The organism is Agrobacterium sp. RC10-4-1, from assembly GCF_014138475.1.
GTDB classification, from domain to species: Bacteria; Pseudomonadota; Alphaproteobacteria; order Rhizobiales; family Rhizobiaceae; genus Agrobacterium; species Agrobacterium pusense.
The window spans coordinates 195,671-216,692 of the sequence record NZ_JACJIT010000010.1; the positions used below are offsets into that span (position 1 = coordinate 195,671).

At 60.3% G+C, this 21,022-nt stretch carries 24 protein-coding genes, 2 pseudogenes and 1 other annotated feature; of the genes and pseudogenes, 12 read left to right on the plus strand and 14 right to left on the minus strand.

Features of this window, described 5'->3' with window-relative positions; translation table 11 throughout:
- Window positions 1-81: 81 nt before the first annotated feature.
- The 3 genes from FHW77_RS24280 to FHW77_RS24290 form a co-directional block, all read right to left on the minus strand.
- The gene (locus FHW77_RS24280) at window positions 82-471 is read right to left on the minus strand and encodes a GFA family protein (protein WP_210277062.1); all 390 of its coding nucleotides are present in this window, start codon (window positions 469-471) and stop codon (window positions 82-84) included.
- Between the two features lie 450 nt (window positions 472-921).
- A complete protein-coding gene (locus tag FHW77_RS24285; RefSeq protein ID WP_182590849.1) occupies window positions 922-2,409 on the minus strand; it encodes a SulP family inorganic anion transporter in 1,488 nt (495 codons plus the stop codon).
- Between the two features lie 74 nt (window positions 2,410-2,483).
- Window positions 2,484-2,539: a sequence feature (sul1 is cis-regulatory element that is thought to sense ions involved in sulfur or methionine metabolism; They are found in Alphaproteobacteria), on the minus strand.
- Window positions 2,540-3,438: 899 nt separating this feature from the next.
- On the minus strand, window positions 3,439-4,068 hold the full coding sequence (locus FHW77_RS24290; protein ID WP_182590850.1) for a hypothetical protein: 630 nt from the start codon (window positions 4,066-4,068) through the stop codon (window positions 3,439-3,441).
- Between FHW77_RS24290 and FHW77_RS24295 the strand changes: the two genes are divergently transcribed.
- The 3 genes from FHW77_RS24295 (at window position 4,067) to FHW77_RS24305 (ending at window position 6,418) form a co-directional block, all read left to right on the plus strand.
- Window positions 4,067-4,231 carry a hypothetical protein gene (locus FHW77_RS24295; protein ID WP_182590851.1) on the plus strand — a complete coding sequence of 55 codons (165 nt, stop codon included), beginning with the start codon at window positions 4,067-4,069 and terminating at the stop codon, window positions 4,229-4,231. The two genes, FHW77_RS24290 and FHW77_RS24295, sit on opposite strands and share 2 nt — an antisense overlap.
- Before the next feature lie 112 nt (window positions 4,232-4,343).
- On the plus strand, window positions 4,344-5,777 hold the full coding sequence (locus tag FHW77_RS24300; RefSeq protein ID WP_182590852.1) for a sensor histidine kinase: 1,434 nt from the start codon (window positions 4,344-4,346) through the stop codon (window positions 5,775-5,777).
- The gene (locus FHW77_RS24305; RefSeq protein ID WP_182590853.1) at window positions 5,774-6,418 is read left to right on the plus strand and encodes a response regulator; all 645 of its coding nucleotides are present in this window, start codon (window positions 5,774-5,776) and stop codon (window positions 6,416-6,418) included. The genes FHW77_RS24300 and FHW77_RS24305 overlap by 4 nt, the downstream gene beginning before the upstream one ends.
- On the opposite strand, the gene FHW77_RS24310 is transcribed toward FHW77_RS24305, so the two are convergent.
- A complete protein-coding gene (locus tag FHW77_RS24310; RefSeq protein ID WP_182590854.1) occupies window positions 6,415-6,915 on the minus strand; it encodes a hypothetical protein in 501 nt (166 codons plus the stop codon). The genes FHW77_RS24305 and FHW77_RS24310 overlap by 4 nt on opposite strands.
- A 753-nt stretch (window positions 6,916-7,668) precedes the next feature.
- Here FHW77_RS24310 and FHW77_RS24315 point away from each other — a divergent pair.
- From FHW77_RS24315 to FHW77_RS24325, 3 genes and pseudogenes are all read left to right on the plus strand, one after another.
- Window positions 7,669-8,058 carry a Y4oE-related protein gene (locus tag FHW77_RS24315; RefSeq protein ID WP_034499720.1) on the plus strand — a complete coding sequence of 130 codons (390 nt, stop codon included), beginning with the start codon at window positions 7,669-7,671 and terminating at the stop codon, window positions 8,056-8,058.
- A 74-nt stretch (window positions 8,059-8,132) separates the two neighbouring features.
- A pseudogene (locus FHW77_RS24320) lies at window positions 8,133-8,327 on the plus strand (ABC transporter substrate-binding protein); the annotation flags it as partial.
- A 176-nt stretch (window positions 8,328-8,503) separates the two neighbouring features.
- A complete protein-coding gene (locus FHW77_RS24325) occupies window positions 8,504-8,707 on the plus strand; it encodes a WGR domain-containing protein (RefSeq protein ID WP_376784495.1) in 204 nt (67 codons plus the stop codon).
- Between the two features lie 190 nt (window positions 8,708-8,897).
- Here the strand turns inward: FHW77_RS24325 and FHW77_RS24330 are convergent, their stop codons facing one another.
- Window positions 8,898-9,062, minus strand: coding sequence for a hypothetical protein (locus FHW77_RS24330; RefSeq protein ID WP_022557193.1), 165 nt, complete (start codon window positions 9,060-9,062; stop codon window positions 8,898-8,900).
- Window positions 9,063-9,438: 376 nt separating this feature from the next.
- On the opposite strand from FHW77_RS24330, the gene FHW77_RS24335 reads away from it, so the two are divergent.
- Together FHW77_RS24335 and FHW77_RS24340 are read left to right on the plus strand one after the other, a co-directional pair.
- Window positions 9,439-9,732: an HU family DNA-binding protein gene (locus FHW77_RS24335; protein WP_175477733.1), complete on the plus strand. Its 294-nt coding sequence runs from the start codon at window positions 9,439-9,441 to the stop codon at window positions 9,730-9,732.
- 123 nt (window positions 9,733-9,855) lie between these two features.
- Window positions 9,856-10,086 carry a hypothetical protein gene (locus tag FHW77_RS24340; protein WP_182590855.1) on the plus strand — a complete coding sequence of 77 codons (231 nt, stop codon included), beginning with the start codon at window positions 9,856-9,858 and terminating at the stop codon, window positions 10,084-10,086.
- Between the two features lie 102 nt (window positions 10,087-10,188).
- Here FHW77_RS24340 and FHW77_RS24345 read toward each other — a convergent pair whose 3' ends face one another.
- Window positions 10,189-10,512, minus strand: coding sequence for a DUF736 domain-containing protein (locus FHW77_RS24345; RefSeq protein WP_006699035.1), 324 nt, complete (start codon window positions 10,510-10,512; stop codon window positions 10,189-10,191).
- 405 nt (window positions 10,513-10,917) lie between these two features.
- On the opposite strand from FHW77_RS24345, the pseudogene parS reads away from it, so the two are divergent.
- Window positions 10,918-11,402: pseudogene (gene parS, locus FHW77_RS24350) on the plus strand (type II RES/Xre toxin-antitoxin system antitoxin).
- The gene (locus FHW77_RS24355; protein ID WP_006699037.1) at window positions 11,399-11,905 is read left to right on the plus strand and encodes an RES family NAD+ phosphorylase; all 507 of its coding nucleotides are present in this window, start codon (window positions 11,399-11,401) and stop codon (window positions 11,903-11,905) included. The pseudogene parS and the gene FHW77_RS24355 overlap by 4 nt, the downstream one beginning before the upstream one ends.
- A gap of 51 nt (window positions 11,906-11,956) precedes the next feature.
- On the opposite strand, the gene FHW77_RS24360 is transcribed toward FHW77_RS24355, so the two are convergent.
- Window positions 11,957-12,187, minus strand: coding sequence for a hypothetical protein (locus tag FHW77_RS24360; RefSeq protein WP_142187739.1), 231 nt, complete (start codon window positions 12,185-12,187; stop codon window positions 11,957-11,959).
- A gap of 168 nt (window positions 12,188-12,355) precedes the next feature.
- Here FHW77_RS24360 and FHW77_RS24365 point away from each other — a divergent pair, with 168 nt between their 5' ends.
- Window positions 12,356-12,610 (plus strand): FitA-like ribbon-helix-helix domain-containing protein, encoded by a 255-nt coding sequence (locus FHW77_RS24365; RefSeq protein ID WP_006699039.1) that lies wholly within the window; start codon window positions 12,356-12,358, stop codon window positions 12,608-12,610.
- Window positions 12,607-13,026, plus strand: coding sequence for a type II toxin-antitoxin system VapC family toxin (locus FHW77_RS24370; protein ID WP_142187740.1), 420 nt, complete (start codon window positions 12,607-12,609; stop codon window positions 13,024-13,026). Before FHW77_RS24365 ends, FHW77_RS24370 begins: the two co-directional genes overlap by 4 nt.
- A 439-nt stretch (window positions 13,027-13,465) precedes the next feature.
- On the opposite strand, the gene FHW77_RS24375 is transcribed toward FHW77_RS24370, so the two are convergent.
- The 7 genes from FHW77_RS24375 to FHW77_RS24405 form a co-directional block, all read right to left on the minus strand.
- On the minus strand, window positions 13,466-14,407 hold the full coding sequence (locus tag FHW77_RS24375) for a DUF2493 domain-containing protein (protein ID WP_142187741.1): 942 nt from the start codon (window positions 14,405-14,407) through the stop codon (window positions 13,466-13,468).
- A gap of 328 nt (window positions 14,408-14,735) precedes the next feature.
- Complete coding sequence (locus FHW77_RS24380) at window positions 14,736-15,773, minus strand: DUF7146 domain-containing protein (RefSeq protein WP_182590856.1); 1,038 nt, start codon at window positions 15,771-15,773, stop codon at window positions 14,736-14,738.
- A gap of 12 nt (window positions 15,774-15,785) precedes the next feature.
- Window positions 15,786-16,238 (minus strand): hypothetical protein, encoded by a 453-nt coding sequence (locus FHW77_RS24385; RefSeq protein WP_142187743.1) that lies wholly within the window; start codon window positions 16,236-16,238, stop codon window positions 15,786-15,788.
- A gap of 126 nt (window positions 16,239-16,364) precedes the next feature.
- A complete protein-coding gene (locus tag FHW77_RS24390; protein WP_142187744.1) occupies window positions 16,365-16,619 on the minus strand; it encodes a DUF6117 family protein in 255 nt (84 codons plus the stop codon).
- A 104-nt stretch (window positions 16,620-16,723) separates the two neighbouring features.
- The gene (locus tag FHW77_RS24395) at window positions 16,724-17,914 is read right to left on the minus strand and encodes a DUF932 domain-containing protein (RefSeq protein ID WP_182590857.1); all 1,191 of its coding nucleotides are present in this window, start codon (window positions 17,912-17,914) and stop codon (window positions 16,724-16,726) included.
- A gap of 72 nt (window positions 17,915-17,986) precedes the next feature.
- Window positions 17,987-18,643: a hypothetical protein gene (locus tag FHW77_RS24400; RefSeq protein WP_142187745.1), complete on the minus strand. Its 657-nt coding sequence runs from the start codon at window positions 18,641-18,643 to the stop codon at window positions 17,987-17,989.
- Window positions 18,644-18,744: 101 nt separating this feature from the next.
- Window positions 18,745-20,868 (minus strand): ParB/RepB/Spo0J family partition protein, encoded by a 2,124-nt coding sequence (locus FHW77_RS24405; protein WP_142187746.1) that lies wholly within the window; start codon window positions 20,866-20,868, stop codon window positions 18,745-18,747.
- Window positions 20,869-21,022 lie beyond the last annotated feature (154 nt).

Sequence of the window (21,022 nt, forward strand, 5' to 3'; positions counted from 1 at the left end):
TAATACCTGCAGGCGACGAGGGCCGGAAGCTAACGTGGCGCCGGAGTGATGGTAGAGGCTTGCGGTCGCAAACGTGGCCGGTCAATGGGATCCCTCACTTCGCAAACACAAAGAGACCCAAGGTAATTGCATTGCGTCATAAACGCTCTGTGTCGGTTCGATGCCTGATGGATCCTCAAAACAGCCAAGGGCAATCGCGACGAGGTTTGGCCGGAATTCCGGGAGCCAATATACCGTAGATGCGCAGCAAGGACAAAAGCGGAACTCCAACTTCTTTCCGCTTTCGCCCCAGCGTAGAAATGCCTTATGGTTGCCGGCTGCGGTCACCTGGCCGGCCTCGTAAAACACGGCAACGCCGAACGCGGAGCCGGTACGGCGCTGGCATGCCCGACAGTGGCAAATTGATACCTTCACCGGTTCGCCATTCGCCGTTAGTGTCAGCTGTCGACATGAGCAATAAGCCAGACGCATTATGTGGTTGTCCCGGGTTGCGCTTTTTTCCACCCTGCATCACGTTCCAAAAAGTAAGCGGCACGCGTAAAAGTGACCAGCCATTTGTTTTCTGAACAGCGCTGCAATCGTTGACCGCTGTGAGGTGTACGCGTGATCTGTTGCGACCTCGCCAGGGTCAGTTTCCATCTCGATCATCTTGCCGCAATGTCACTCTTAAACCTTCTTGCCTGACCGTGCTACCGGCATTCCTCGAGCGGCAACAAGACCGGTCTCCCTTCCTTCAATCTCGGGCCGTCAGGGCGGTTTGATCGGCGCAGGTCGATGCGCCAGCCATCAGGCCCGGGTGCAACCCTAACAGCAAAAGCAACGCAACGGCGCCCATCGACGCCTTCACGTCCGCCGTAAACGGCGCCATCGGTTCGATTCATGACGCTCGCCCACAACATCAAGGCGCACGGATGCAGGCGGTCAGTGTAGTGCGGCGCTTGCCGCGTGCCGCTCATCCTTGTCGTGCAGCGCGAAGCGATCAACCATATCAGCACTCGCTTCGTTGAATCCGAGAACCTCGACCTCGTCGCCCGCCTGACGGAACCTCAGCACGACCTTGTCCAATGCGCCAATTGCGGTGATGTCCCAGAGATGAGCCTTGGCGAGATCGATGATGATCCGTTTGCCCTTATCGGTGAAGTCGAACGCGTGGATAAAGGCTTCTGCCGACGCAAAAAAGACCTGCCCCACTACTTCATAGGTGACACTATTCTGTTCGGGATTCTCCTGACGCGTGACCTTGAAAAGACGAGCTACCTTGCCAGCGAAAAAAATGCCCGACAGCAGAACGCCGACAATTACGCCTTTTGCCAGATCATGTGTTGCGACGACAGTGATGACCGTCGCCAGCATGACGACGGATGACGGAAGCGGATGGCGTCTCAGGTCGAGGATCGACCGCCAAGAGAAAGTGCCGATTGAAACCATAATCATGACTGCAACGAGTGCGGCCATGGGGATGATCCGGACGAGATCGTTGAGGACGACGATCAGAAACAGCAGGAAAGAACCAGCCACGAACGTTGAAAGACGTCCTCGACCACCGGATGTTACGTTGATGACCGATTGTCCGATCATGGCGCATCCGCCCATGCCGCCGATCAGTGCCGAGGCGATGTTCCCCGCGCCCTGTCCAACGCATTCTTGGCTCTTGTTGCTCGGCGTGTCCGTCATATCGTCGACGATCTGCGCGGTAAGCAGCGATTCCAGCAGGCCGACAGCAGCAAGTGTCACCGAGTATGGGAAGATGATCTGCAGCGTCTCCCAGGTCACCGGAACCTGAGGAAGCATCAGGAAGGGGACAGAAGACGGCAGTTCGCCGAGGTCACCGACGGTGCGCAGGTCCATGCCGAACCACCAGGCCATGGCCGTGAGAACCACGATGGCCACAAGCGGCGATGGGATCGCCGTGGTCACGTATGGAAAGAGGTAGATGATGGCAAGACCGCCTGCAATCATCATGTAGGTGAGCGTCGGGACCCCAACGAGTTCGTGTAACTGGGCCATGAAGATCAGGATCGCAAGCGCATTGACGAAGCCTGTGATGACAGAACGGGAAACGAAGCGCATCACGCGGCCCAGCCTCAGCCATCCCGCAGCGATCTGGATGATGCCCATCAGGATGGTGGCGGCAAAGAGATACTGAAGACCGTGGTCCTTGACGAGCGAGATCATGACGACAGCAGTCGCCGCCGTGGCGGCAGAGATCATGCCCGGCCGGCCGCCTACAAAGGCCGTCACGCAGGCGATTGCGAAGGAAGCGTAGAGGCCGACCTTGGGGTCGACACCCGCAATCACCGAGAAGCCTATCGCTTCCGGGATAAGCGCGAGAGCGACGACGATACCCGAAAGTAGGTCGCCACGTATGTTGGAGAACCACTCCTGACGGTAGTTTGAAAGAGTTTGCATAGGAATATTTTTCACAGTTGAGGCAACGGGCCGAGCGAAACTCGGTCCTCGAAATGGCATAGGTTGCGTTGCTGTGTTGTCTGGCGGATCGGCGGCCAGAAGAGCCACCCGGAGTTTCACCGGGTCCTTGTGGATGACGCTAACTAACTCACGCAGGATCGGTTTGCAATGATCGACCCGGTCCGAGCCTGCCAGAAAGGCAGACGTGGTGGTCAAGATTGCAGATGCGAGGCCGTTTACCTGGAATGATCCTCATAAAGGGCCAACGGCAGACAGGCCGCCTACAGTTGATCGACCATAGAAGCGGCCGGTTGCGGCGTCGCACCTTTGAAGAAGATAATCTGTCCGCTGATGCGCCCCTTTTGTGAACCTAAAGAGGGGCCGTGAACCGACATCCATTCTCGGACGTGGGTCGGCTTCAAAATTAGTTCCCAACGTAGGACTGACGGGGATTGGAAAGTGTTAATCGAAACACGCGTGACGCTCGCCGGGCGCGGCTGACCGAGGGATCGTTCCTACCGTTCGGGCGCGGCGCCTCGAGCAGTTGCTCTAGCGAACCGACGGAATCGATGAAGATAACGCGTCATCGTTTCGGATAGCCGAGAGAAAATGGGTTATGCGATGCGACGACTTGCGAGTGTCAGAGAGCGTAACGTTTCTGAAAAGACCAGCCCAGTCACATTTGACCGCTTCGGCCAGGGGCTGATCTCCGGCTATCGGCCTTAAGTGGCCGTAACCACGCACGAGAACTCCATTGTCGCCGATCGTTATCGTGAGCTTGCGCATGTTAGCATCGGCCAACTGATTATTAGATATTCACGGCAAATGGGTCGCCTACATGACATCGCCGGATCAAGCTCGCGGCGGGCAACTTGATCCGGCGATAGTGCCGGTCATTACTCCGGCAATTAAATGAGGTTGACCGACACCAAACTCTCAAGGCGCACGACAGAAAACTTGCAGCCGTAGGTGAGTTCCTGATCGCACACGAAGGCCGGTCCAGGCGTGCCACCCCTTTACGGGTGTCTCTCAGTTTCCGTCTTCTTGTTCGAGAGCGTCGCGAACCTCTGCGATTTTCCCTGTATCTGTTCCAGCGCCTAAAATGCTCTTCGCTTCGGCAAGCTCCCCGTCGGTGACCGGCCTGTTTGCCAACTGTTCCAGCGCCGAGACAAGGGCAGCTTCGCTAAGCGCGGGATCCGTGGGCACGGCCCCCACCCCGTACTGGATTTCGAATTCCGCATATGACTTCACGTAGGCTGCAAGCGCCGCCATCTTGGGGTCCTGGGAATTCAGATAGGCATGGTAGTTTCTCTTCATCGAGTTGAGGCTGCCAGTGCCGGGCTTTGCGCTGTGCGTTTTGGATTTCTCGGCGTGAGATTTTGGAGTTTTGTCGGGGTGATGCGATTTCAATGATGCCGAAGAGCCCTTGTGCGCGGATGAATTCGAGGACGCCCGGCTTTCGCCGGCGCCAGATTTCCCTCCGCCATGGCCTCCCCCGTTGCCACCGCCGTTTCCTCCTCCATTACCACCGCCATTGCCGCCGCCGTTCCCGTCCTTCGCAAATGCTGCGTGCGTGAAGCCGGGAGTGTCTCCCGCCATGGGGGCAAGGGCCAGGACGAGCCCAAGGCTTGCGGTACCGATCAGCGAGGAGATTTTCATGAGCAGGTCCTTTTCATGGTCGGTCACCGCATGTGCAGAGCTGCGGTGCCAGCAAATCGTTACGCACTACAATATTGCCGAAATCTCGGGTTTCTACTCCACTCCGACCTATGCTCTGGGCATTCGGACCATAGTCCGATTGATCGCGACCGATGGTCGCTGATTGTATGGACCGGACGACGAGCTCACATCGGGGAAACCGGTGCCTCCCGCGGGCATGGTGGACACCTTGCGTTGACGGGTAGCTATGAAGGATTGGGAGATGAGTGCTGATAATGCGCATTCTGCGGACAGGCCCTAACCAGGAGGCGCCGATAACGAGCCCGGTGGCACGCTGGAATTCCCAGTCACTCGCACGGCAGTTCCTGCTTGCGGGCGGTTTTGTCGCGATCTGCGCAATGGTGGTCGTGGGCTATTTCGTTGCCAGTCTGATCGAAAACGCCGTGACACGTAACTCCGCGGCAACGACCGCGCTTTACGTCGACAGCGTGATTGCTCCTCTGTTGCCTGACATGCAAACCACCCAGAGCCTGGACGATTCGATAACACGGGCCCTGGATGAGACCCTTGGGCAGGGCGCGCTTGGAAAACGACTGTTTTCGTTTCGGCTCTGGCGCAGGGACGGTACTATTCTCTATTCCAGCGAAAAAAGCCTTTCCGGCAAGCAGCTCCCACTGTCCGGCGACCTTAAAACGGCCTTTACCGGCCGGATGACAGCGAGGTTCAATCGGATCGATGGCGTCGAGAGCGATGCCGAACGCGATAGCGAAAAGCCACTTCTGCAAATCTACAATCCGGTCTTGCAGCCGTGGTCGGGCAATGTCGTCGCCGTCTCTGAATTTTTTGAGGTCGCCGACGAATTCGAATGGAGTCTTAAACAGGCCCGCCTCCTGAGCTGGCTCGCGGTCGCGGCGTTCACGACCATATTTTTTGGCCTCTTGTCGATTATAGTCCTTCGTGGAAGCCGAACCATCGACAGCCAGCGCAGGGCCCTCAATGACCGCATCGATGAACTCTCCGCCCTGCTGCGGCAGAACGAGGCCTTACGCGCGCGTGTTCAGCGTGCGACACAAAGGGCCACCTCCCTCAACGAGAGTTACTTGCGCCGCATCGGTGCCGACCTGCACGACGGTCCCGCACAATTGGTCGCCTATGCATCCTTGCGCCTTGACAGTCCGAAGCTTGCCGATCCTCGTACTTCTGCCGAGGAGCGGGAAGCATCCTTGACAAACATCAAGACAAGCCTTGATGACGCCATGGCAGAAATAAGGGCCATTTGCAGCGGGCTCATGTTACCGCACATAGAAACGGACAGCCTTGCCGAGCTGCTGAAGCGCGCGATTGTTGCCCACGAGCAGCGCACGGGCGTCACTGTCGACCTCTTGCTCAACGAAACACCTGCGTATCTTTCCAGGGCTGCAAAGATCTGTATCTATCGCTTTGTTCAGGAGGCCCTGAACAATGGCTATCGCCATGCGGGCGGCATTGGACAAAAGGTTACACAATCATCCGAACGCAGCCAGGTTACCGTCGAAGTAGTGGACGAAGGGCACGGTTTCAGTATGAGCGACGTTTCACCCGAGAAACTCGGCCTCGCGGGTCTTAGGGACCGCGTTGAAAGCCTGGGCGGAGTCTTCCATCTCTTTTCATCCGATCGTGGGACCATCGTGCGGATGTCGCTTAACATCGAGGAAATGGAACAGGCATGACCGCAGAGCAGATCAGTCTGGCAGTTGTGGACGATCACCCTCTCTTCAGGGAAGGTGTTATCCGAAGCCTGACCGAAATGGACGAATTCAAGATCGTTGGCGAGGGTAGCAACAGGGACGATGCGCTGCGCATAGCCGCGGAGCACCGACCGGACATCCTGCTGCTCGATATCTCCATGCCTGGAGGCGGGCTGGAAGCTGTCCCGCTTATACTTGAACAGGTCCCGGCCCAAAAGATCGTGATGCTGACGGTTTCCGAGGCAGGTGATGACGTCATGACAGCTCTAAGGACCGGGGCAAAGGGTTACGTCTTGAAAGGAGTCGGGTCCCGTGCACTGGCTGATATCATTCGAACCGTCGCGGCAGGTGACAGTTACGTTGCTCCGACGCTGTCGGCACGTCTGATTTCCCAAACCGGGTCAGGCGCCCAAGCCAATCCCTTTGTCGCACTCACGGAGCGGGAACGGGAAGTGCTCGAGCTGGCATCTGCAGGATTAAGCAACAAGCATATTGGGCTGAAACTGGATTTGCACGAAAAGACGATAAAGCATCACATGACACAGATCTTTAGCAAGCTCGGCGTGAGTAACCGGACGGAAGCCGCGATGGCATTTCGTGACGAGATTGACCGGCGCCGTTAGCGGAGGAAGGCCCTGAGCCGCTGCTCGTCAGAGAACGTTGCATCGCGATTGACGATTGTTCTGCCCTTTGCATCCTTCATCACGTATCGGCCGCGCTGAACGCTTTCGCTGATGCCATCCTTGTGGCGGACAGTCAAAGTACCGCGACCTGCATTCGCCGCGTCGTCGACATCGGCCTGGGTTTTCCCGGCATTTCCGGTGCCTGGCGACTGGCTGCTATCGTTTCCCTTGCCGCCCGAGTTACCATTGCCATTGCCGCCACTGTTACCGTTGCTGCCTCCGTTTCCGCTGCCCCCTCCATTGCCGCCGCCACCTCCCCCGCTGCCTCCACCGCCGCCATTTCCGTTGCCACCACCATTCCCGTTTCCGGCCTCAGCCATCTGCTCGTGAAATGCAGCGGAGAAACCGTGAATTTTAATCGTATAGGGAAGAGCCGTGTTAAAGAGGGTCAACAGCAGACACGGGAAAACGGCGATCAGTTTGCGGCGTGGTAACACCTCCAGTCTCCTTCGGATTCTATCTGTATGCCAAGGCTGCGGAAATCTGCGCACCGATGGTGCAAAACTCTGAGCCCGTACAAGTCGTCACTACACCTTGGAGGGTCAAGTCCAAATATGTGACAAAAGGTTTGACGGGACTTCAGCAGACATGCGAAATAACTTTCGTCTCCCTTCGATCAGACCAAGGTCGGGAATAAAGTGGACCAAGGTCGGGCAGCATGCTTGGCACGCAGTATCCTTTGAGAAATGTGAAAGACATTTCACCAGGCCGCACGCCGAGACGGAGCCTGTTTCTTGGCCGTGCGATGACTATCGTCCAACCGGGAGGCAGCGCTGGCAGGAAGTCCAAGAATGTCAGTTCGACATTCGATCCATAACCGGCGCCGCGGCAACGCGCGAACCACTCGACCCGACAAAAGTGAGGCGAGCCTTACCGCCAGCATCTCTGGAAGGTTCGGTCTTAAATCTAGACGGCACCCGTGACCCGTTCGATTATGCGACGGCATGACGACTGCACACTGCTCATATCAGCCAAAGGACGCGACGCCGAGAGCAGAATGGATCGTCCCGTCGGACGTAAGCGACCACAGGTATGTGAATTGAACTATAAGGCTTCCCCCTGGCGCCAGCCTGATCTATCCTGTTAGCCGACATGACAGTCGATGTGCATCCGGACGGCGAGGGTCGCCAAGGCAATGTCCGGCCACAAGCGACTTCGAAACTCGGCCGGACTCTCAATGGAGAGTCGTCATGTCGGAACAATCTGCTGCATTGCCGTCCCTACCCTTCGCACCCGTCGACGTTTGCGACGGAATACATGCTGCTGTCGCCTTCGAGGTGCTACGCGATCAATATAGCCTGCAGGCCGCGACGATTGCGGCGTGGTGCGCCATCGACGCGCGCAGCCACGGTGATGAGGTCCGGTACCGTTTCTGGTTCGGCGTGTTTTGCGACCTTCGCAAGGCCTCGCCTGTCTTTTCTCTCCTGCCACCCACAGCCTCCAAACTGCGGCCGTTGTCCCCTGAAGGAACCGATCTCCTGTCTGCACGCGGCAGAGGCGGCGATGTCGATCGCCTGCTTCACTCCAAGGATATCGGGAGCGCTATTATTCGTCAAATTCGATCAATCATCGAAAACTAATATTGGAACTGGGACGCAATTCTTTCGCAAAGTCTCCGAAACGCCAGTCAACCAGACAAACGTGAGGGTGAACTATGAAATGGAAAATTCTGTTTGTTACATTAAGTGTAACAGTGACGATTGCCGACAAGGCGAGTTCCGAGCAGTTGATCGTCAACAGCTACGGCGGACCCTACGAAGAGATTATCCGCAGCCGGATCATTGAACCCTTTGAAAAAGAGTTCAATGTGAAGGTTATTTATGACGCCGTGGGGTCCGCGTCGCAAGACTCAGATTATCCGCCGGAAACCCATCATCAGCATGAATCAATCAAGGCCGACCGATTCAAATATGTCGTTGGACGCCGAGTCCGCCTTGTCCGATTCTCCGTTTCATGATTGCACAATCCTACCAGATCTATGTCGAACGCATCGACGACAGGAAAAACATGGCCCGCTTTTATGCCATGTCGATCGAGCCCAACCTGTTCGGCGAGGCCTGTCTCATTCGTCGATGGGGTCGGATCGGTGCTGCAGGTCAAAGGCGGGAGCATCATTTCGCGCGGGAGGAAGAAGCGGTCAGGCTCTTTCTTCAGCTTCTGCGAAAGAGACGGTCGCGCGGATACAGGCCGAAACCGCCTGTCCGGCAAGCTGAAATCGCTGACAGATAGCGAAGGGTGCGCCAAGGGGCGACGCTGTTCCCACGGGATGGCCCGGCGTTGAAGACGAATGCGGATCCCACCGCTTCCCTCAATCAGGAAACGGGGCCCGTTCCGGCGACCGCGGATGCAAAGCGAAGCTTCGGGTTTGAACCGCCGGTCGATCCGGCGCGTCAGACCAGACGACAGGGCAAGAGCCGCCTCAGAAGGGCGGCTCGATGTCGATGACACCCTCCTGCTCGGCCATGATCACCGCCAACTCGGCGCATGCGAGTTCCAGCTCGACCTCGATTTCGCGGCGTTCGTCGCGGTACACGGCGTTTCGCAATTCGGCCCGCAGTTCTTCAATGTGTTGTTCCAGAAGCATCGTCGTCGTCTCCTTGAGTTTGTGAAAGACGACGCGCGCGGTCAAGGGGGCGTGGCGGGGTCAAGGATCGCGCCAGCGACCGGCGGAGCCGGCGAGTGGGGGAGCCGATTTTGTTGGAGCGCAGGGTACCGGAGCGAAGGCAAAATTGGGGGCACCGCTCGTCCTTGAGGCCGGCATGCCGCCATGGCATCCTCAGACGGACTGAGCAGACATTTCCTCTCCGTATCGCACCCGAACCCGAAGATGGGCTCGATGCCCGTCTTCGGGTCACTGATACGTTGAATAACTGTGGAGATCCGGGGCTTTCCGAACGAATTGCCGCAGCGTGTCGATGACAGGTCGGGTCGGCAATGGCAGTGATTCTGCATCTAACACGATGCGGAGACAGAATATGACCACGACCAACGAAATCGCCGACAAGATCGCGGCCGAACACAGCCTTACAAAGGCGCAGGGGAAAGCCATCGTCGAGGCGGTGATTGCTTCCATCACCGAGGCCGCGGTTGCCGGCAAAGAGACGTCGCTGCCCGGCTTCGGCAAATTCAAGGTGAAGGACACTCCGGAGCGCGAGGCGCGCAATCCGGCCACTGGCGCGACAATCAAAGTTGCCGCCGCGAAAAAACTGGCTTTCACGCCGGCCAAGGCTCTCAAGGATGCGCTGAACAAGTAATCTTACAAGGCAAGGCAAAAAAAACAGCCCGGCAAGCGTGCCGGGCTGTTTCGTTCTAGGCTTGCATCAGCAGGCAGATGTCACGTTTATAAGATCCTGGATAATCGTATCGCTGATAACGTGATGCGCTTCACGGACATGGTCGTCGAGCAGCTCGTGAAGAATGCTCGATGCCAACGGTATGAAGTCGAAACCGCGTGCCATTGCTGCGGACAGCAGTTGCGACAGTGTTTCAAATTCCTTCAGCTCAGCGCCCAGCCAGAGTTCAAAATTCCCGCCTTCGGCATCCGGAAAGGCCTGGAGAAAGAACGTCTGAAGCGGGCGGTCGTAGCCGATGATCGCATCTGGGTCTGAGTGGAGGGATGCGGTTGGGTGACAGTAATCGTGTAGCGGCTCAAGGCGGCCTCCTTTGAATTCGGGGAGCGCCGGCCCCGATTTCGGGGCCGGCGGTCCGGTTCAGGCCGGGCTGTTCCAGAGGATGACTTTCTTGCCGGGCTCGCCGCCGGGCGCCGGGGCAACGTTGCCGAAGATCACGCCGATCTCAGGGGCTTCGATCTTCGTGGAGATGTATTCCTCGCCAGTCTGGCGGGAGATGCGGTTCCAGCCTGCGCCGATCTCAAAGCCGGTCTTGCGATGGATGATGCGGTAATCAGGGGCCTCGTCGCTCGCCTTGCTGGCGTTCGGGACGAGGGCGATCGGGGCGTTGACCCGGATGGTGGCAAAGACGCCTTCGAGAGTGCCGTCGGTCTTTTCGGTGAGGGTTGCGATCGTGGTAGCCATGGGATTGTCTCCTTCGTTGCATCGGGACCATTCCCGATGGCGCCCGAAGAAGGGGCTGTGCCGCAGGCGTCACCGAAGCAAAGCGAAGGGGAACCCCCTTGCGGGGTTGACGCTGATCGCGGCCGGTCCCTTAGAAAGGCGACATAAAGAACGGGAATGGTCCTTGATTGCGACGGCGGCGGGGAGACCTCGCCCTGGCTGCCCTTGCGGATCCCGCCAAGTACCGCGCTCGTGGCATGCGTGAGTGGCATTCGGATCAACGAACCTCTGCCACCGGCCAAGCCGAGGGGACGGGAGCGACAGGGAACGTCATGATCCCGGTCTGGCTGGGCCGGATGCGCCCCGCCTTGAAATACACCACGACAGATGACATATTATACGCGACACTTGACGCGGAGGACGATGATGGCCCTCGCAGCTAACACCCCTTCCACAACGGTCGCTGGTGGGGAGTTGCAGAAGATCGAAGCCCTGCTTGGCGGTTCGCGCGTGCTTGCGCGCCGGCTGACCAGTGCGCTTGGTGCGCATGAGCTGCTGTTGCACGGCCTGCCTGCCTTAGCGCTCGATCACCTTGTCGGCAATCTTGTTGTCCTAGGCAAGAACGAATCGCTGGAAAAAGCGGTCGGCATGAGCCTGCGCACCTGGCAGCGCCGGAAGGACGCGCTGTCCAAGCCGCTCAGCCAGGAACAGAGCGGCCGGGTCTGGAAGTTCGCCGAGATCCTTGCCAAGGCGACGGATGTCTTCGGCTCGCAGGCGGAGGCCGAGCAATGGCTGGAACGCCCAGCGATCGGGCTTGATCAGCGCCGGCCGATCGATCTTCTCGGCACGCCCGCCGGCGTCGAATTGGTCGAGGATCATCTCGACCGCCTGAATACGGCGTCTATGCATGACCCTTCTACCGATTGCGCTCGGCGGAACCAGGCTTGTGGCATGGCGGCTCGATCAAGCCATCCATGCGGCGACATGGGATAGTGGCGAAGGCGCCTATCGGGTTGGCGGACGCTGGAACAGCAAGGGCGTGCGGGCGGTCTACTGCTCGCTCGATCCAGCGACGGCGATCCTTGAGGTGGCGGTGCACAAGGGATTCCGGGCACTCGATACGGTCGCCCACATGATAACGGCGGCCGTCGTTGCCGACCCCACCGATGTCCACGTCGTTGATCCGGCGACCGTACCCAATCCCAACTGGCTGCGGCCGGGCATTCCCGGCGCGGGACAACAGGCCTTCGGAGACGCGCTGCTGCGCCGACACCGGTTCGTCGCGGTCCCCAGTGCGGTCTCGACGCACAGCTGGAACCTGATCTTTCTAGCGGGTGGCGGAGCAGGTGCCTATGCTCTCGAATTCCAGGAGGCGTTCGCGCTCGACACGCGGCTGCACCCACCCGGATCCTAGACCGTCGGGACGTGGATGAAGCCTGCTCTGAAGGCAGCGCCGCGACGGACATCAGTCCAGGCGGTTGAAGTGCCACGCCTGAAGTAAGGCAGCCACATCATGAAGGCCTTGCTGAAGCGGCCGAGGATCGGACTGCCTTGCTTTTTCACCGCGCACATCCTGCCATTCCCGAAGACAGGGATAACCGGTCAGCTGGCTGAGGCGAAGTTCATGGCTCATCGTCGTAGCCTTCGCCGCGCGCCAGCCGATCGAGCGCATCTTCATGCCGATGCCAGCTAACACGTCGGCGTCCTGAATGCGTGATCCCGGCTTCAGGTCACACAGGGCGATCCTGAGAGACATAATGATGGCGGCTACGATTCAGAGGCCCTCTTCAACGATGATCTTGAAATATGATGGCAAAATCTCCATACTGCCATCATTCCTATCAGTTATGCAGGAGGTGCTATCATGCCCGCCGTAACAATCCGAAACATACCCGAGGAAACGCATCGCGCCATCAAGATCCGTGCGGCACAGCATGGCCGCAGCGCCGAGGCCGAAATGCGCGACATTCTGGAAATGGCCGTTCGGCCCGCAACCCGTCTCCGTCTCGGCACGGCACTCGCCGAGGCCAGTCGTCGCATCGGCCTCACCAACGAGGACGTCGATGCCCTTGAGCAGACCTTTGATCGCACGCCAGCCCATCCCATGAGCTTCGAATGATTCTGCTAGACACCAATGTCGTCTCGGAGACGATGAAGCCTTTTCCGAGCCAAATGGTACAGCGCTGGCTCGACGAGCAAGCTGCCGAGACCCTCCATATTTCGAGTATCACGATCGCGGAGGCCATGTTCGGCATCCGCACCATGCCCGATGGTCAGCGCAAGCAGAGGCTCGCGGAGGCTCTCGATGTCTGGATCGGCCTGTTCGAGGGACGAATTTTGCCCTTCGATCTCGATGCCGCCAAACACTATGCCAATCTCGGATCTTCGGCCCGTGCATCGGGAAAGGGATTCCCGACACCCGACGGCTACATTGCGGCCATCGCTGCATCCAAGGGCTTCGCAGTCGCGACCCGTGACGCCAGCGCGTTTCATGCCGCCGGTCTTGAAGTCATCGATCCCTGGACGGTCGAGTGAGGGCGACCCGTCACCGGCAAGTGCGATGATCCGAGCATAGTCGATGTTGCCGGCGGTATACGTCTGAAGCGTCGCCTCGTCTTACTTTGTGCGTTCGATTGAAAAGAGGTTTCGGCGTTGCCGTGTGGGCCGCGCTTTCGGCTTCAACCGCTAATGGTGGCGACAACCGATCGACGTGCCGCGATCCTGCCTTCGCCCGTCCTCAAAGCGAGCCGATCAACATCATCGCAATCGCCCTGCGGGGGGCCGAGCCAACCAAGGCGCGGTAACAATCACGACAAGCGCCCCGCAGTTCATTCCGATAGGAGGCGGATCGCCCCGACTTTGGTCCCGCTGAGGATGATGGCTGGCGAAGCGAGACCCCGGACGGAGGCGTGGGTCGGGCGCGCCTGCACGCCTGCGACCCACCTTGGAGATGCTTGCGTTTTGACACAGGCTATCAGGCGCCGTCTCCTGAAGCCTGCCAGACCGGGATGCCGAGCTGGCGTGCCTTGTCGGCGAGATTGCCGGTGATGCCGTTTCCGGGAAAGACTATCAATCCGGCGGGCATGACTGAAAGCATCTCGTCATTGCGCCGGAAGGGCGCAGCCTTGGCATGTTTGGTCCAGTTGGGCTTGAAGGTAATCTGCGTCACTTGGCGCGCCTCCGCCCAGCAGGCGGCGATGCGTTCAGCGCCTTTCGGCGAGCCGCCGTGCAAGAGCACCATGTCGGGATGCTTAGCATGCGCCTGATCGAGCTTGGCCCAGATGCGCTCATGATCGTTGTAGTCCATACCGCCGGCGAATGCGATCTTGGTTCCGGCAGGGATCAGCACCTCGGTTTCGGCGCGGCGTCGGGCGGAGAGGAAGTCCCGGCTGTCGATCATCGCCGCCGTCATGTTGGCGTGGTTGACCTTGGAGCCGCTGCGCGGCCGCCAGGACGATCCGGTCTGCGCCTCGTACAGGTCGGCACTGAAGTCGCGCATGAACTCGAAGCTGTTGCGGCGTTCCAGGAGCGTGATGCCTTCGGCGATGAGGCGTTCGAGTTCGACGCTCTTCACCTCCGAGCCGTCCTGCTCGCGCTGGCCTGTGCGCTGCGCCTCCTCGTTGCGGTCGAGTTCGCGCTGGATGCGCTCGCCGGCCCGGTGGAAGAGATTGGGGATCGACCAGAGCAGGTCTTCGAGATCGGGTTCAAGCCGGGTGTCGCCGAGCATCTCGGCGAAGGCATCGAAGATCGTGGTGATCGAAGACCGGACCTGCGGCTCCTCCGGCAATGGCCGCGGATCAGGCTCGTCCTGGAACCGACGATAGCCAAAGACCTGCATCTCGTAGATGAAGCGATCGGTCGGGGAGGATGCGTGGTGGGGCTCGAAGCTGTCGTCGGGGTGAAGGATCAGGTCCATGGTGGTCTCCGTCGGTTTGGGCCGCGCCTCTCGCGGCCTGGCGGCGAACCCGATCACGCGGGCCGTGGCCGGAACCGCCAGCGAAGTGCCGCGGCCCAGCGAAGCGCCGGGCGGCGGAGGGAGGGTTTCTTGATCCGCGCGGAATGACGGACCGCACCCGCGGTCTGGCAGGGGAAGAAACCCGACCGACCCGCTGAAGGCCCGGGGCCCGCGTGGTAAGGGTCGCCTCTCGGCAGGCCCGCGGGCGCGCGCCCATCCCGAATGAGGCCAATGGATTGCGCCTCGCCAGTGCCGCGGCCGGGCCCTCCCCCAACCTCTGTCCCCGACGTCAGGCTGGAAGAAAAGCCATCGCGTCTTCCGGGACGAGTTGTGCCCTGAGGTTTGCCGTCAGCCGGTCCGGGCCCAGCCAGCGAAGATCTTCATTGAAGTCGCCGAGCTCCGGCGACAGCACCAGTGGCAGGATCCCGCACTCCTGCGCCCGGCGGCTCATGCCCTCGATCCCATGCCGGCCGGCGGCATCCGCGTCTGCGGCGATATAGATGCGCCGGCATCCGGGCGGGAAACGGAAGGCGGCAAGGTGGTTGGCCGTGAGCGCCGCCACTATCGGCATGCCGGGCATCACGTGTGCGAGCGACAGCATGGTCTCGAGCCCCTCGCCTGCCGCCATCACCGGCACAGGCGCATTGACCGGAAAGCCAAAGCGGACGCCGTTACCGAGAAGCCCGCCAAGTGCGCGGCGCGGACCGTTGACCTTCGCCTCGCCGGCGCCGTCGGGATCCAGCCAGCTGCGATGCACGCCGGTGATTGCGCCGGCGGGGTCGGTCACCGCTGCGATCAGGGCCGGATAGCTGCTCGTATGGCCCGTGACGAGATCACGATAGTAGCAGGACGGATGGAAGCGCAGCGCCGCATGCGTCGATGCCCGTAAGATGCCGCGCCCGCGCAGATAGGTGTCGGCAAGCGTGCCCGCCAGAGGCTGCGTCATCCGGAACAGCCGCTGTGCCTGCACGCCCGTACGCCGTTCCACCGGGGCGAAATCATAAGCATCGGTCCCGCGAGAGGACACCGGCTCTGGTCGAGGCAGGCTGAGGAAATGACGCGCCTCGTCTGCAACGTCCCGGAAGTCGACGAGACCGCAAGTCTCCCGGATCAGATCGAGCAGATCACCGAACTGGCCTGTCGCCGCGTCGGTCCAGCGGCCGGCGCGCGGGCCGACGAGGTGCACATAGAGCGACCGGCCCATTCTGTTGCTGACATCGCCAACGAGCCAGTAGTTGCCGGCACGACGGCCGGCGGAGAGATAGTGCCGGCAGACCGCCTCCGCGTCCCGCGCGAGACGGCCCGCCAGATCCGAGGCGGAGTGCATGGCAGACCTCCATCATGACCGGTGTGCGACATCGACAAGGCGATGACGATCATTCAGCTTCGACAGGATCGCCGTGCCATCACCTGCGACAGGCACAAAGGAACGGAGCTTCCAACTGATCATCTCCTCGGATCGGCGCGTGTGGGTCGGCGAGAGCCGGGCCACCTTCATCAGCATCGCACGCGCCGATTGAGGCGACTGGACCCGGGAGGTGATTGAGCGGGATAGAAACAAGACCTGGGCGACCTCTGTTGGTTTATAGGCATCCTTCCGGAGCCAGCGGCCTTCGGCGTCGCTGCCGCCGAAAACCTCCGCCATGACCTGTCTCAGGTCGGCGGTGGCGATGCCTTTACCTTGCTCCAGCGACCTGATCTGTTCGGCACCATGAATAAGTGCCCCGGCGCTGGTTCTGGCCATAGGACGCGGAGAGGTGGAAACGTTTTGAGGATGCGAAATGATATTCATAGGGGGACGCTCCAGGAGTGAGGAAAGAACTGCAAGGTCCGGTGTCCTGCCGACTAGGTCGGAGGCCACATCGGGGCGGCCGTGGAAGAGTCGGGGATCGGCAGGTTGAACCGCCGGCGATCGCGCCTAGCACGATGGGTTTACGATGAAGCCAGCGGGATTCTCTCGATCCGGTGGCAGGTAGGCGTCGTAAGGATTGCCGTCGGCCAGATGACCAAACGGCGTGAAGAAAAATTCGCCGTTACTGCGGCCGACGCCGCAGAGCACGTAACGCGGCTCGCGTGTAGTGGCATCGAGGCATTCCATGAGAGCAAGATTACCATCGGACGCGGCGCGCAGCAGCGTGTCGAAATTTGCGCGGGCATGATCGGGAATAGCCATTGGGTGCTCCAGACGAAAAGAGGCCCGGCGCTTGACCGGGCTCTGGGATGACGATGGGTTTTGCAGACGCGGCCGGCTCTGAGCCAGGCGCGCGCATGAACATGTCAGGAGGCGCTCTCCAGCAGCTTCTTGGCTTTGCCTTCGAGTTCGAGACGCGTGTCCTGATTGGTCTTGGTGCGCGCCAGCGCGGTGATACCCTGCACGAAATCAAAGATCGATTCCGGCGGCCTCCCCTCTTCCGACAAGACCATTTCGATCACCTTGCCGGTCTCGCCTTTCGAGAAGCCGCGCCGACGCAGGAAGCTCTCACGGTCGTCATCCTTGCGCGCGACGATCCGCTCGCGCGCCGCCTTGATGCCGGCGATGAACGGAGCGGGTGAGGATTTGGCGAAGCTTGTCAGCGCGGGTGCTGCTTCATGCGCAAAGCGCTGGGCGGCGAACTTTGAATGTCGGATGGTGATCTCCTCGAAATTTTCCGTTCCCCACAAGTTGCGGTTGGCGCAGACCGCCCGCAGATAGAAGGAGGCGATGCCGAGGGTCTTCGATCCAACTTCCGAGTTCCAGGTATAAAAGCCGCGGAAATAGAGATCGGGTTCGCCGTTCGGCAGTCGTCCGGCTTCAATCGGATGGGTGTCGTCCACCAGGAACAGGAAAACGTCTCGGTCGCTGGCGTAGAGCGTGGTCGTATCCTTGCTGATGTCGATGAAGGGATTGTGCGTCATCTTCGCCCAATCCAGGACGCCGGGCACTTTCCACATGGTGTCACCGGTCCCATTGCCGGCTACCCTCATCACGGCGGACACCAGTTCATGATCCCAGATGCGGCCGTATTTCGGTCCGGTGACGGCGCGCAGTTCAAGGCGCCCATCGTCCATCTCGAGGGTCTTGACGAGCTCGGCACGTTGATTGAGCAGGCCATGCTGCAGGTTGATCGCCGCAAGCGGGGCCGGCAGTTGGCGCATATAGGTGGCCGGTGCGCCAACCAGGCTGCAGAGCTGGCCATAGCTCCAGTGGGTCGGAGCGATCGGTTGTCGCCGACCGGGAACGAGAAGTTCAAGCCGCTCCGCATTGTCGCGGGTTGCTTCGACACGGATCGCAGCGCTTTCGATGGTGCGAGCATGAGCCCGTTCGGCGCGGGATCGAACGGTGTCGTAGAGATCTGTGAGTGACAGGAAGCGTTCGTCGTCAGGGCGCGAAAACCATTCCGAGGAAACGCGGCCGATCCGCTCACCGCGCGAGATATCGACCTTGAAGCTGGAGGAAGCCGGTTGGGCATTGGAAGCAAGTGGGGTCATTGCATTGTCTCCATGAAACGGAAACCCGGCGCGATGGCCGGGCGAGGTTGAGGGAAGTGGGAAGAGGAAAGATCAATCGGACGTTAGCCGGTGGTGCGCCGATCGGATCGCCGAGAGCGCCGCCTGGAACTCGGCAGTGCCAATGACGTCGGAAAAATCCATCGTAGTGGCGATGGAAAGGCAGGCGGCGTGGACTTCATCGTCGGTCACCGCTTCGGGTGATAGAGCTTTGAAGGCCGGATCGATTTCGAGCAGGGCGGCGATTGCGTCGCGCACGCCAGCCTCCTGAAGCCTGGCCAGGACGTGGGAAGGCGTTGGTCGGGCGACCGGCTCTTCAGGATCTGGTTCTTCGGTGAGAATGGCTTCTCCTCGGGCAATCGCCCAGGCAGATCGAGCTAGCCATTCGAGCGATGGCGGCCGGGCCGAACTGATGTCATCCAACAACATCTTCAACAGTCCGAGCAGGATCTCGAAATGACGCGCCCGGCGCTGGACAGGTTCGTCGAACTGCTGCGGGATCTGGAGCGGCGGACCCGCATAGGCCGCATGTGTGCCGTCCCAGATGCCGGTGACATGAACTGGACCGGAGGAGTCGAAGTCCTTCTCGGCGATCTCCCAGCTGTCGTCGTCAATGGCGGCACGGCAGGCCGCCTCCAGCGTGTCGGCCGCGTAGGTGCGGTGCCGGAAGACCGGCAGGTGGTAGGTGGTCTCGATCGTGAAGTCAGGCATAGATGCCTCCTGAAACGGAAAAACCCGGCGCGATGGCCGGGCTGTTTGGAAGAAGACCCGACCGCAACGCGATCGGGTCAGGCTGATGGATGCTGGTGAACCTACTCGGCCGCCGCGAGATGCTCGCCGTCCATGCCACTTTCGGTATCGCCGGTGTCATCGTCCGATGTTTCCGGCTGGTCGAGCAGGAAAGCCGGTAGGTCCTGAGCTTCCCCAGTCTCAGCATGATCGGAACCGACGGTCTCTCTGAGGGCATCGCTTTCGCTGATGCCGTCGTCACTCGTCATGCGAAGCGGTTCCGGTAACCAGCCGCAACCTGTCATCAGTCGTTCGGCCTCGCGGGCCATGTCGGTCTTCTTGAGATGGCCGATCAACTCGGCCGCCTGGTCGCCCTTGGCTTCTCGGACCGCCTGGAGGATGCGCGCCTTGGTGACGCGGCCAAGATAGTTCTCGGCGGTCGGAGTCCAGCCGGCTCTCACGATGTCGAAACCGATCGAGCGAGCCAGTTGATCGGCATGAGCGATCGCCCGGGTCCGCTTGTTCCAGGGTTCGATCACCGCGTTGACCGATAGCGAAGCGCAATGGGCAAAAAGAGCTTGCCGGCTGACCTCGTCGAGCTTGATCAGGAAGTCCCAGAGATCATTCGGATTCTTGGGAAGATCCTGGCCCCAGCCTTCGTGCCGCTGCTCTATCTCTTTCGCCCAGACCGTATCTCCGAGGCCGGGCGTCTGGGCGAAGCGAGCGCTTTGCAGCGTCACCTCCAGGCATGAATCTGAGCCGTAGACGTAGAAGGTCTTCAGGACGAAGGCATGCAGGACCGCAATGAAGGCGATGACAGGATCGTTTGCGAGCGCGTTGCGCAAAGCGACCGTGCGCGCCGCCGTCAGATCGAGAACCATGCGGTCGGGAAGTGGCTTGATCGCTTCGTCCTCGTCGTCTGGTTGGGTGTCCTCGCCACCGGCGGCGCCTCTTACCGAGAGTTCATTGCCACGATCGTCACGATCGTGACCGACATCACTCGAGAGATCGGCTTCACTCTTCAGTTCGTCCTCGGGCCGCACGAAGCCTCGCTCGATCTTGAGCTCGCCACTGGCGCCGAGCGACACAAAGACACCGCCGTGGGCGATCTCTTGCGGATCGAACAGATATGGGCGATCGTTGAGCCGGTCGAGCTCTGCGCCGAGCTCGTCCAGCTTTTGTTCGGTCGTTTCCGAGAACTCATCTGCCTCCGAATATTCCGCGTCGAGCTTGTCGTATTCGGCACGCGTGGCATCATAGCGCGCCAGTTCGTCTTCCGTCATTTCCGCCTGCTCGCCGTAGAAGCGGCGCAGGCCGGACGTGTGACCGTAGGGAAAGTCGAAAGCCGCCTCCACCCACTTCCAGCCTTCGCTCACGCGGATCGCCTCGGCGTCGGCCTTCAGCTTTTCCATCACGAGCTGCTCGAGCAGCGCCGGATCCTGCAGCCAGCCGCCCTGATCCTGGTCGAACAGATCGCGCATGGTGACGCCGCCCGCGGCCTCGTAGGATTCGATGCCGACATAGACTGCGCGGCGGTCGCTGGCGCGGATCGCGGTCTCCGTCAGTAATCGGCGGATATAATAAGGTTCACGGCTATGGGAGCGGGAGACCGTATCCCAGACCTGCTCCTGGCGAACATGGTCGTTGGTGATCGAGAAGGCCATGATCTGTTCGAGCGTCATCTCGTCCTCCGCATAAAGATCGAGAAGCCGTGGTGAGACGGAGGCGAGCCGCAGCCGCTGCTTGACGGTGGTAACCGAGACGAAGAAGCGCGCGGCAATCTCCTCCTCGCCGAGACCCTGGTCGCCCAAGGTCTGGAAAGCGCGGAACTGATCGAGCGGATGAAGGCTGACGCGCTGGACGTTTTCGGCAAGGGAGTCCTCGACTTCAAGCGTTTCGCCCTTGCTGACGATGCAGGGAACGCCTGCCGTCTTGGATAAACGCTTCTGCGCAACCAGGCGCTCGAGGGCGCGATACCGGCGCCCGCCGGCGGGAATGCGGTAGATGCCAGTCTCGTTGCCATCGCCGTCGAGTTCGGGGCGGACGTTGAGGCTGGTGAGCAGACCGCGATGGGCGATGTCTTCCGCCAGGTCCTCAATCGAGATGCCCGCTTTGATCTTGCGGACGTTCTGCTGGCTGAGCACCAGCTTGTTGAAGGGAATATCCCGGGCTGCACTAAGGGTGATTTTCTGGGTGGCTTGTGCCATATCAGTTTCTCCATGGCGGACCGGCCGGAACCATCTCCAGCCTCCTAACCCGCCACAAATCCCACTTCCCTCCTCTCCCTCTATGCCGCCCGCCTGGAGCTCGCCGTACCTCACGCTCATCACCTGACTGATAAGGCCGTTTTAACCCGACTTC

Excerpts from the sequence above, each read along its gene's own strand:
- FHW77_RS24280 (WP_210277062.1), bottom strand. The coding sequence starts at position 471 with ATGCGTCTGGCTTATTGCTCATGTCGACAGCTGACACTAACGGCGAAT.
- FHW77_RS24285 (WP_182590849.1), bottom strand. The coding sequence starts at position 2,409 with ATGCAAACTCTTTCAAACTACCGTCAGGAGTGGTTCTCCAACATACGT.
- FHW77_RS24295 (WP_182590851.1), top strand. The coding sequence starts at position 4,067 with ATGAGCAGGTCCTTTTCATGGTCGGTCACCGCATGTGCAGAGCTGCGG.
- FHW77_RS24290 (WP_182590850.1), bottom strand. The coding sequence starts at position 4,068 with ATGAAAATCTCCTCGCTGATCGGTACCGCAAGCCTTGGGCTCGTCCTG.
- FHW77_RS24300 (WP_182590852.1), top strand. The coding sequence starts at position 4,344 with ATGCGCATTCTGCGGACAGGCCCTAACCAGGAGGCGCCGATAACGAGC.
- FHW77_RS24305 (WP_182590853.1), top strand. The coding sequence starts at position 5,774 with ATGACCGCAGAGCAGATCAGTCTGGCAGTTGTGGACGATCACCCTCTC.
- FHW77_RS24315 (WP_034499720.1), top strand. The coding sequence starts at position 7,669 with ATGTCGGAACAATCTGCTGCATTGCCGTCCCTACCCTTCGCACCCGTC.
- FHW77_RS24325 (WP_376784495.1), top strand. The coding sequence starts at position 8,504 with ATGTCGATCGAGCCCAACCTGTTCGGCGAGGCCTGTCTCATTCGTCGA.
- FHW77_RS24330 (WP_022557193.1), bottom strand. The coding sequence starts at position 9,062 with ATGCTTCTGGAACAACACATTGAAGAACTGCGGGCCGAATTGCGAAAC.
- FHW77_RS24335 (WP_175477733.1), top strand. The coding sequence starts at position 9,439 with ATGCGGAGACAGAATATGACCACGACCAACGAAATCGCCGACAAGATC.
- FHW77_RS24340 (WP_182590855.1), top strand. The coding sequence starts at position 9,856 with ATGCGCTTCACGGACATGGTCGTCGAGCAGCTCGTGAAGAATGCTCGA.
- FHW77_RS24345 (WP_006699035.1), bottom strand. The coding sequence starts at position 10,512 with ATGGCTACCACGATCGCAACCCTCACCGAAAAGACCGACGGCACTCTC.
- FHW77_RS24355 (WP_006699037.1), top strand. The coding sequence starts at position 11,399 with ATGACCCTTCTACCGATTGCGCTCGGCGGAACCAGGCTTGTGGCATGG.
- FHW77_RS24365 (WP_006699039.1), top strand. The coding sequence starts at position 12,356 with ATGCCCGCCGTAACAATCCGAAACATACCCGAGGAAACGCATCGCGCC.
- FHW77_RS24370 (WP_142187740.1), top strand. The coding sequence starts at position 12,607 with ATGATTCTGCTAGACACCAATGTCGTCTCGGAGACGATGAAGCCTTTT.
- FHW77_RS24375 (WP_142187741.1), bottom strand. The coding sequence starts at position 14,407 with ATGGACCTGATCCTTCACCCCGACGACAGCTTCGAGCCCCACCACGCA.
- FHW77_RS24380 (WP_182590856.1), bottom strand. The coding sequence starts at position 15,773 with ATGCACTCCGCCTCGGATCTGGCGGGCCGTCTCGCGCGGGACGCGGAG.
- FHW77_RS24385 (WP_142187743.1), bottom strand. The coding sequence starts at position 16,238 with ATGAATATCATTTCGCATCCTCAAAACGTTTCCACCTCTCCGCGTCCT.
- FHW77_RS24390 (WP_142187744.1), bottom strand. The coding sequence starts at position 16,619 with ATGGCTATTCCCGATCATGCCCGCGCAAATTTCGACACGCTGCTGCGC.
- FHW77_RS24395 (WP_182590857.1), bottom strand. The coding sequence starts at position 17,914 with ATGACCCCACTTGCTTCCAATGCCCAACCGGCTTCCTCCAGCTTCAAG.
- FHW77_RS24400 (WP_142187745.1), bottom strand. The coding sequence starts at position 18,643 with ATGCCTGACTTCACGATCGAGACCACCTACCACCTGCCGGTCTTCCGG.
- FHW77_RS24405 (WP_142187746.1), bottom strand. The coding sequence starts at position 20,868 with ATGGCACAAGCCACCCAGAAAATCACCCTTAGTGCAGCCCGGGATATT.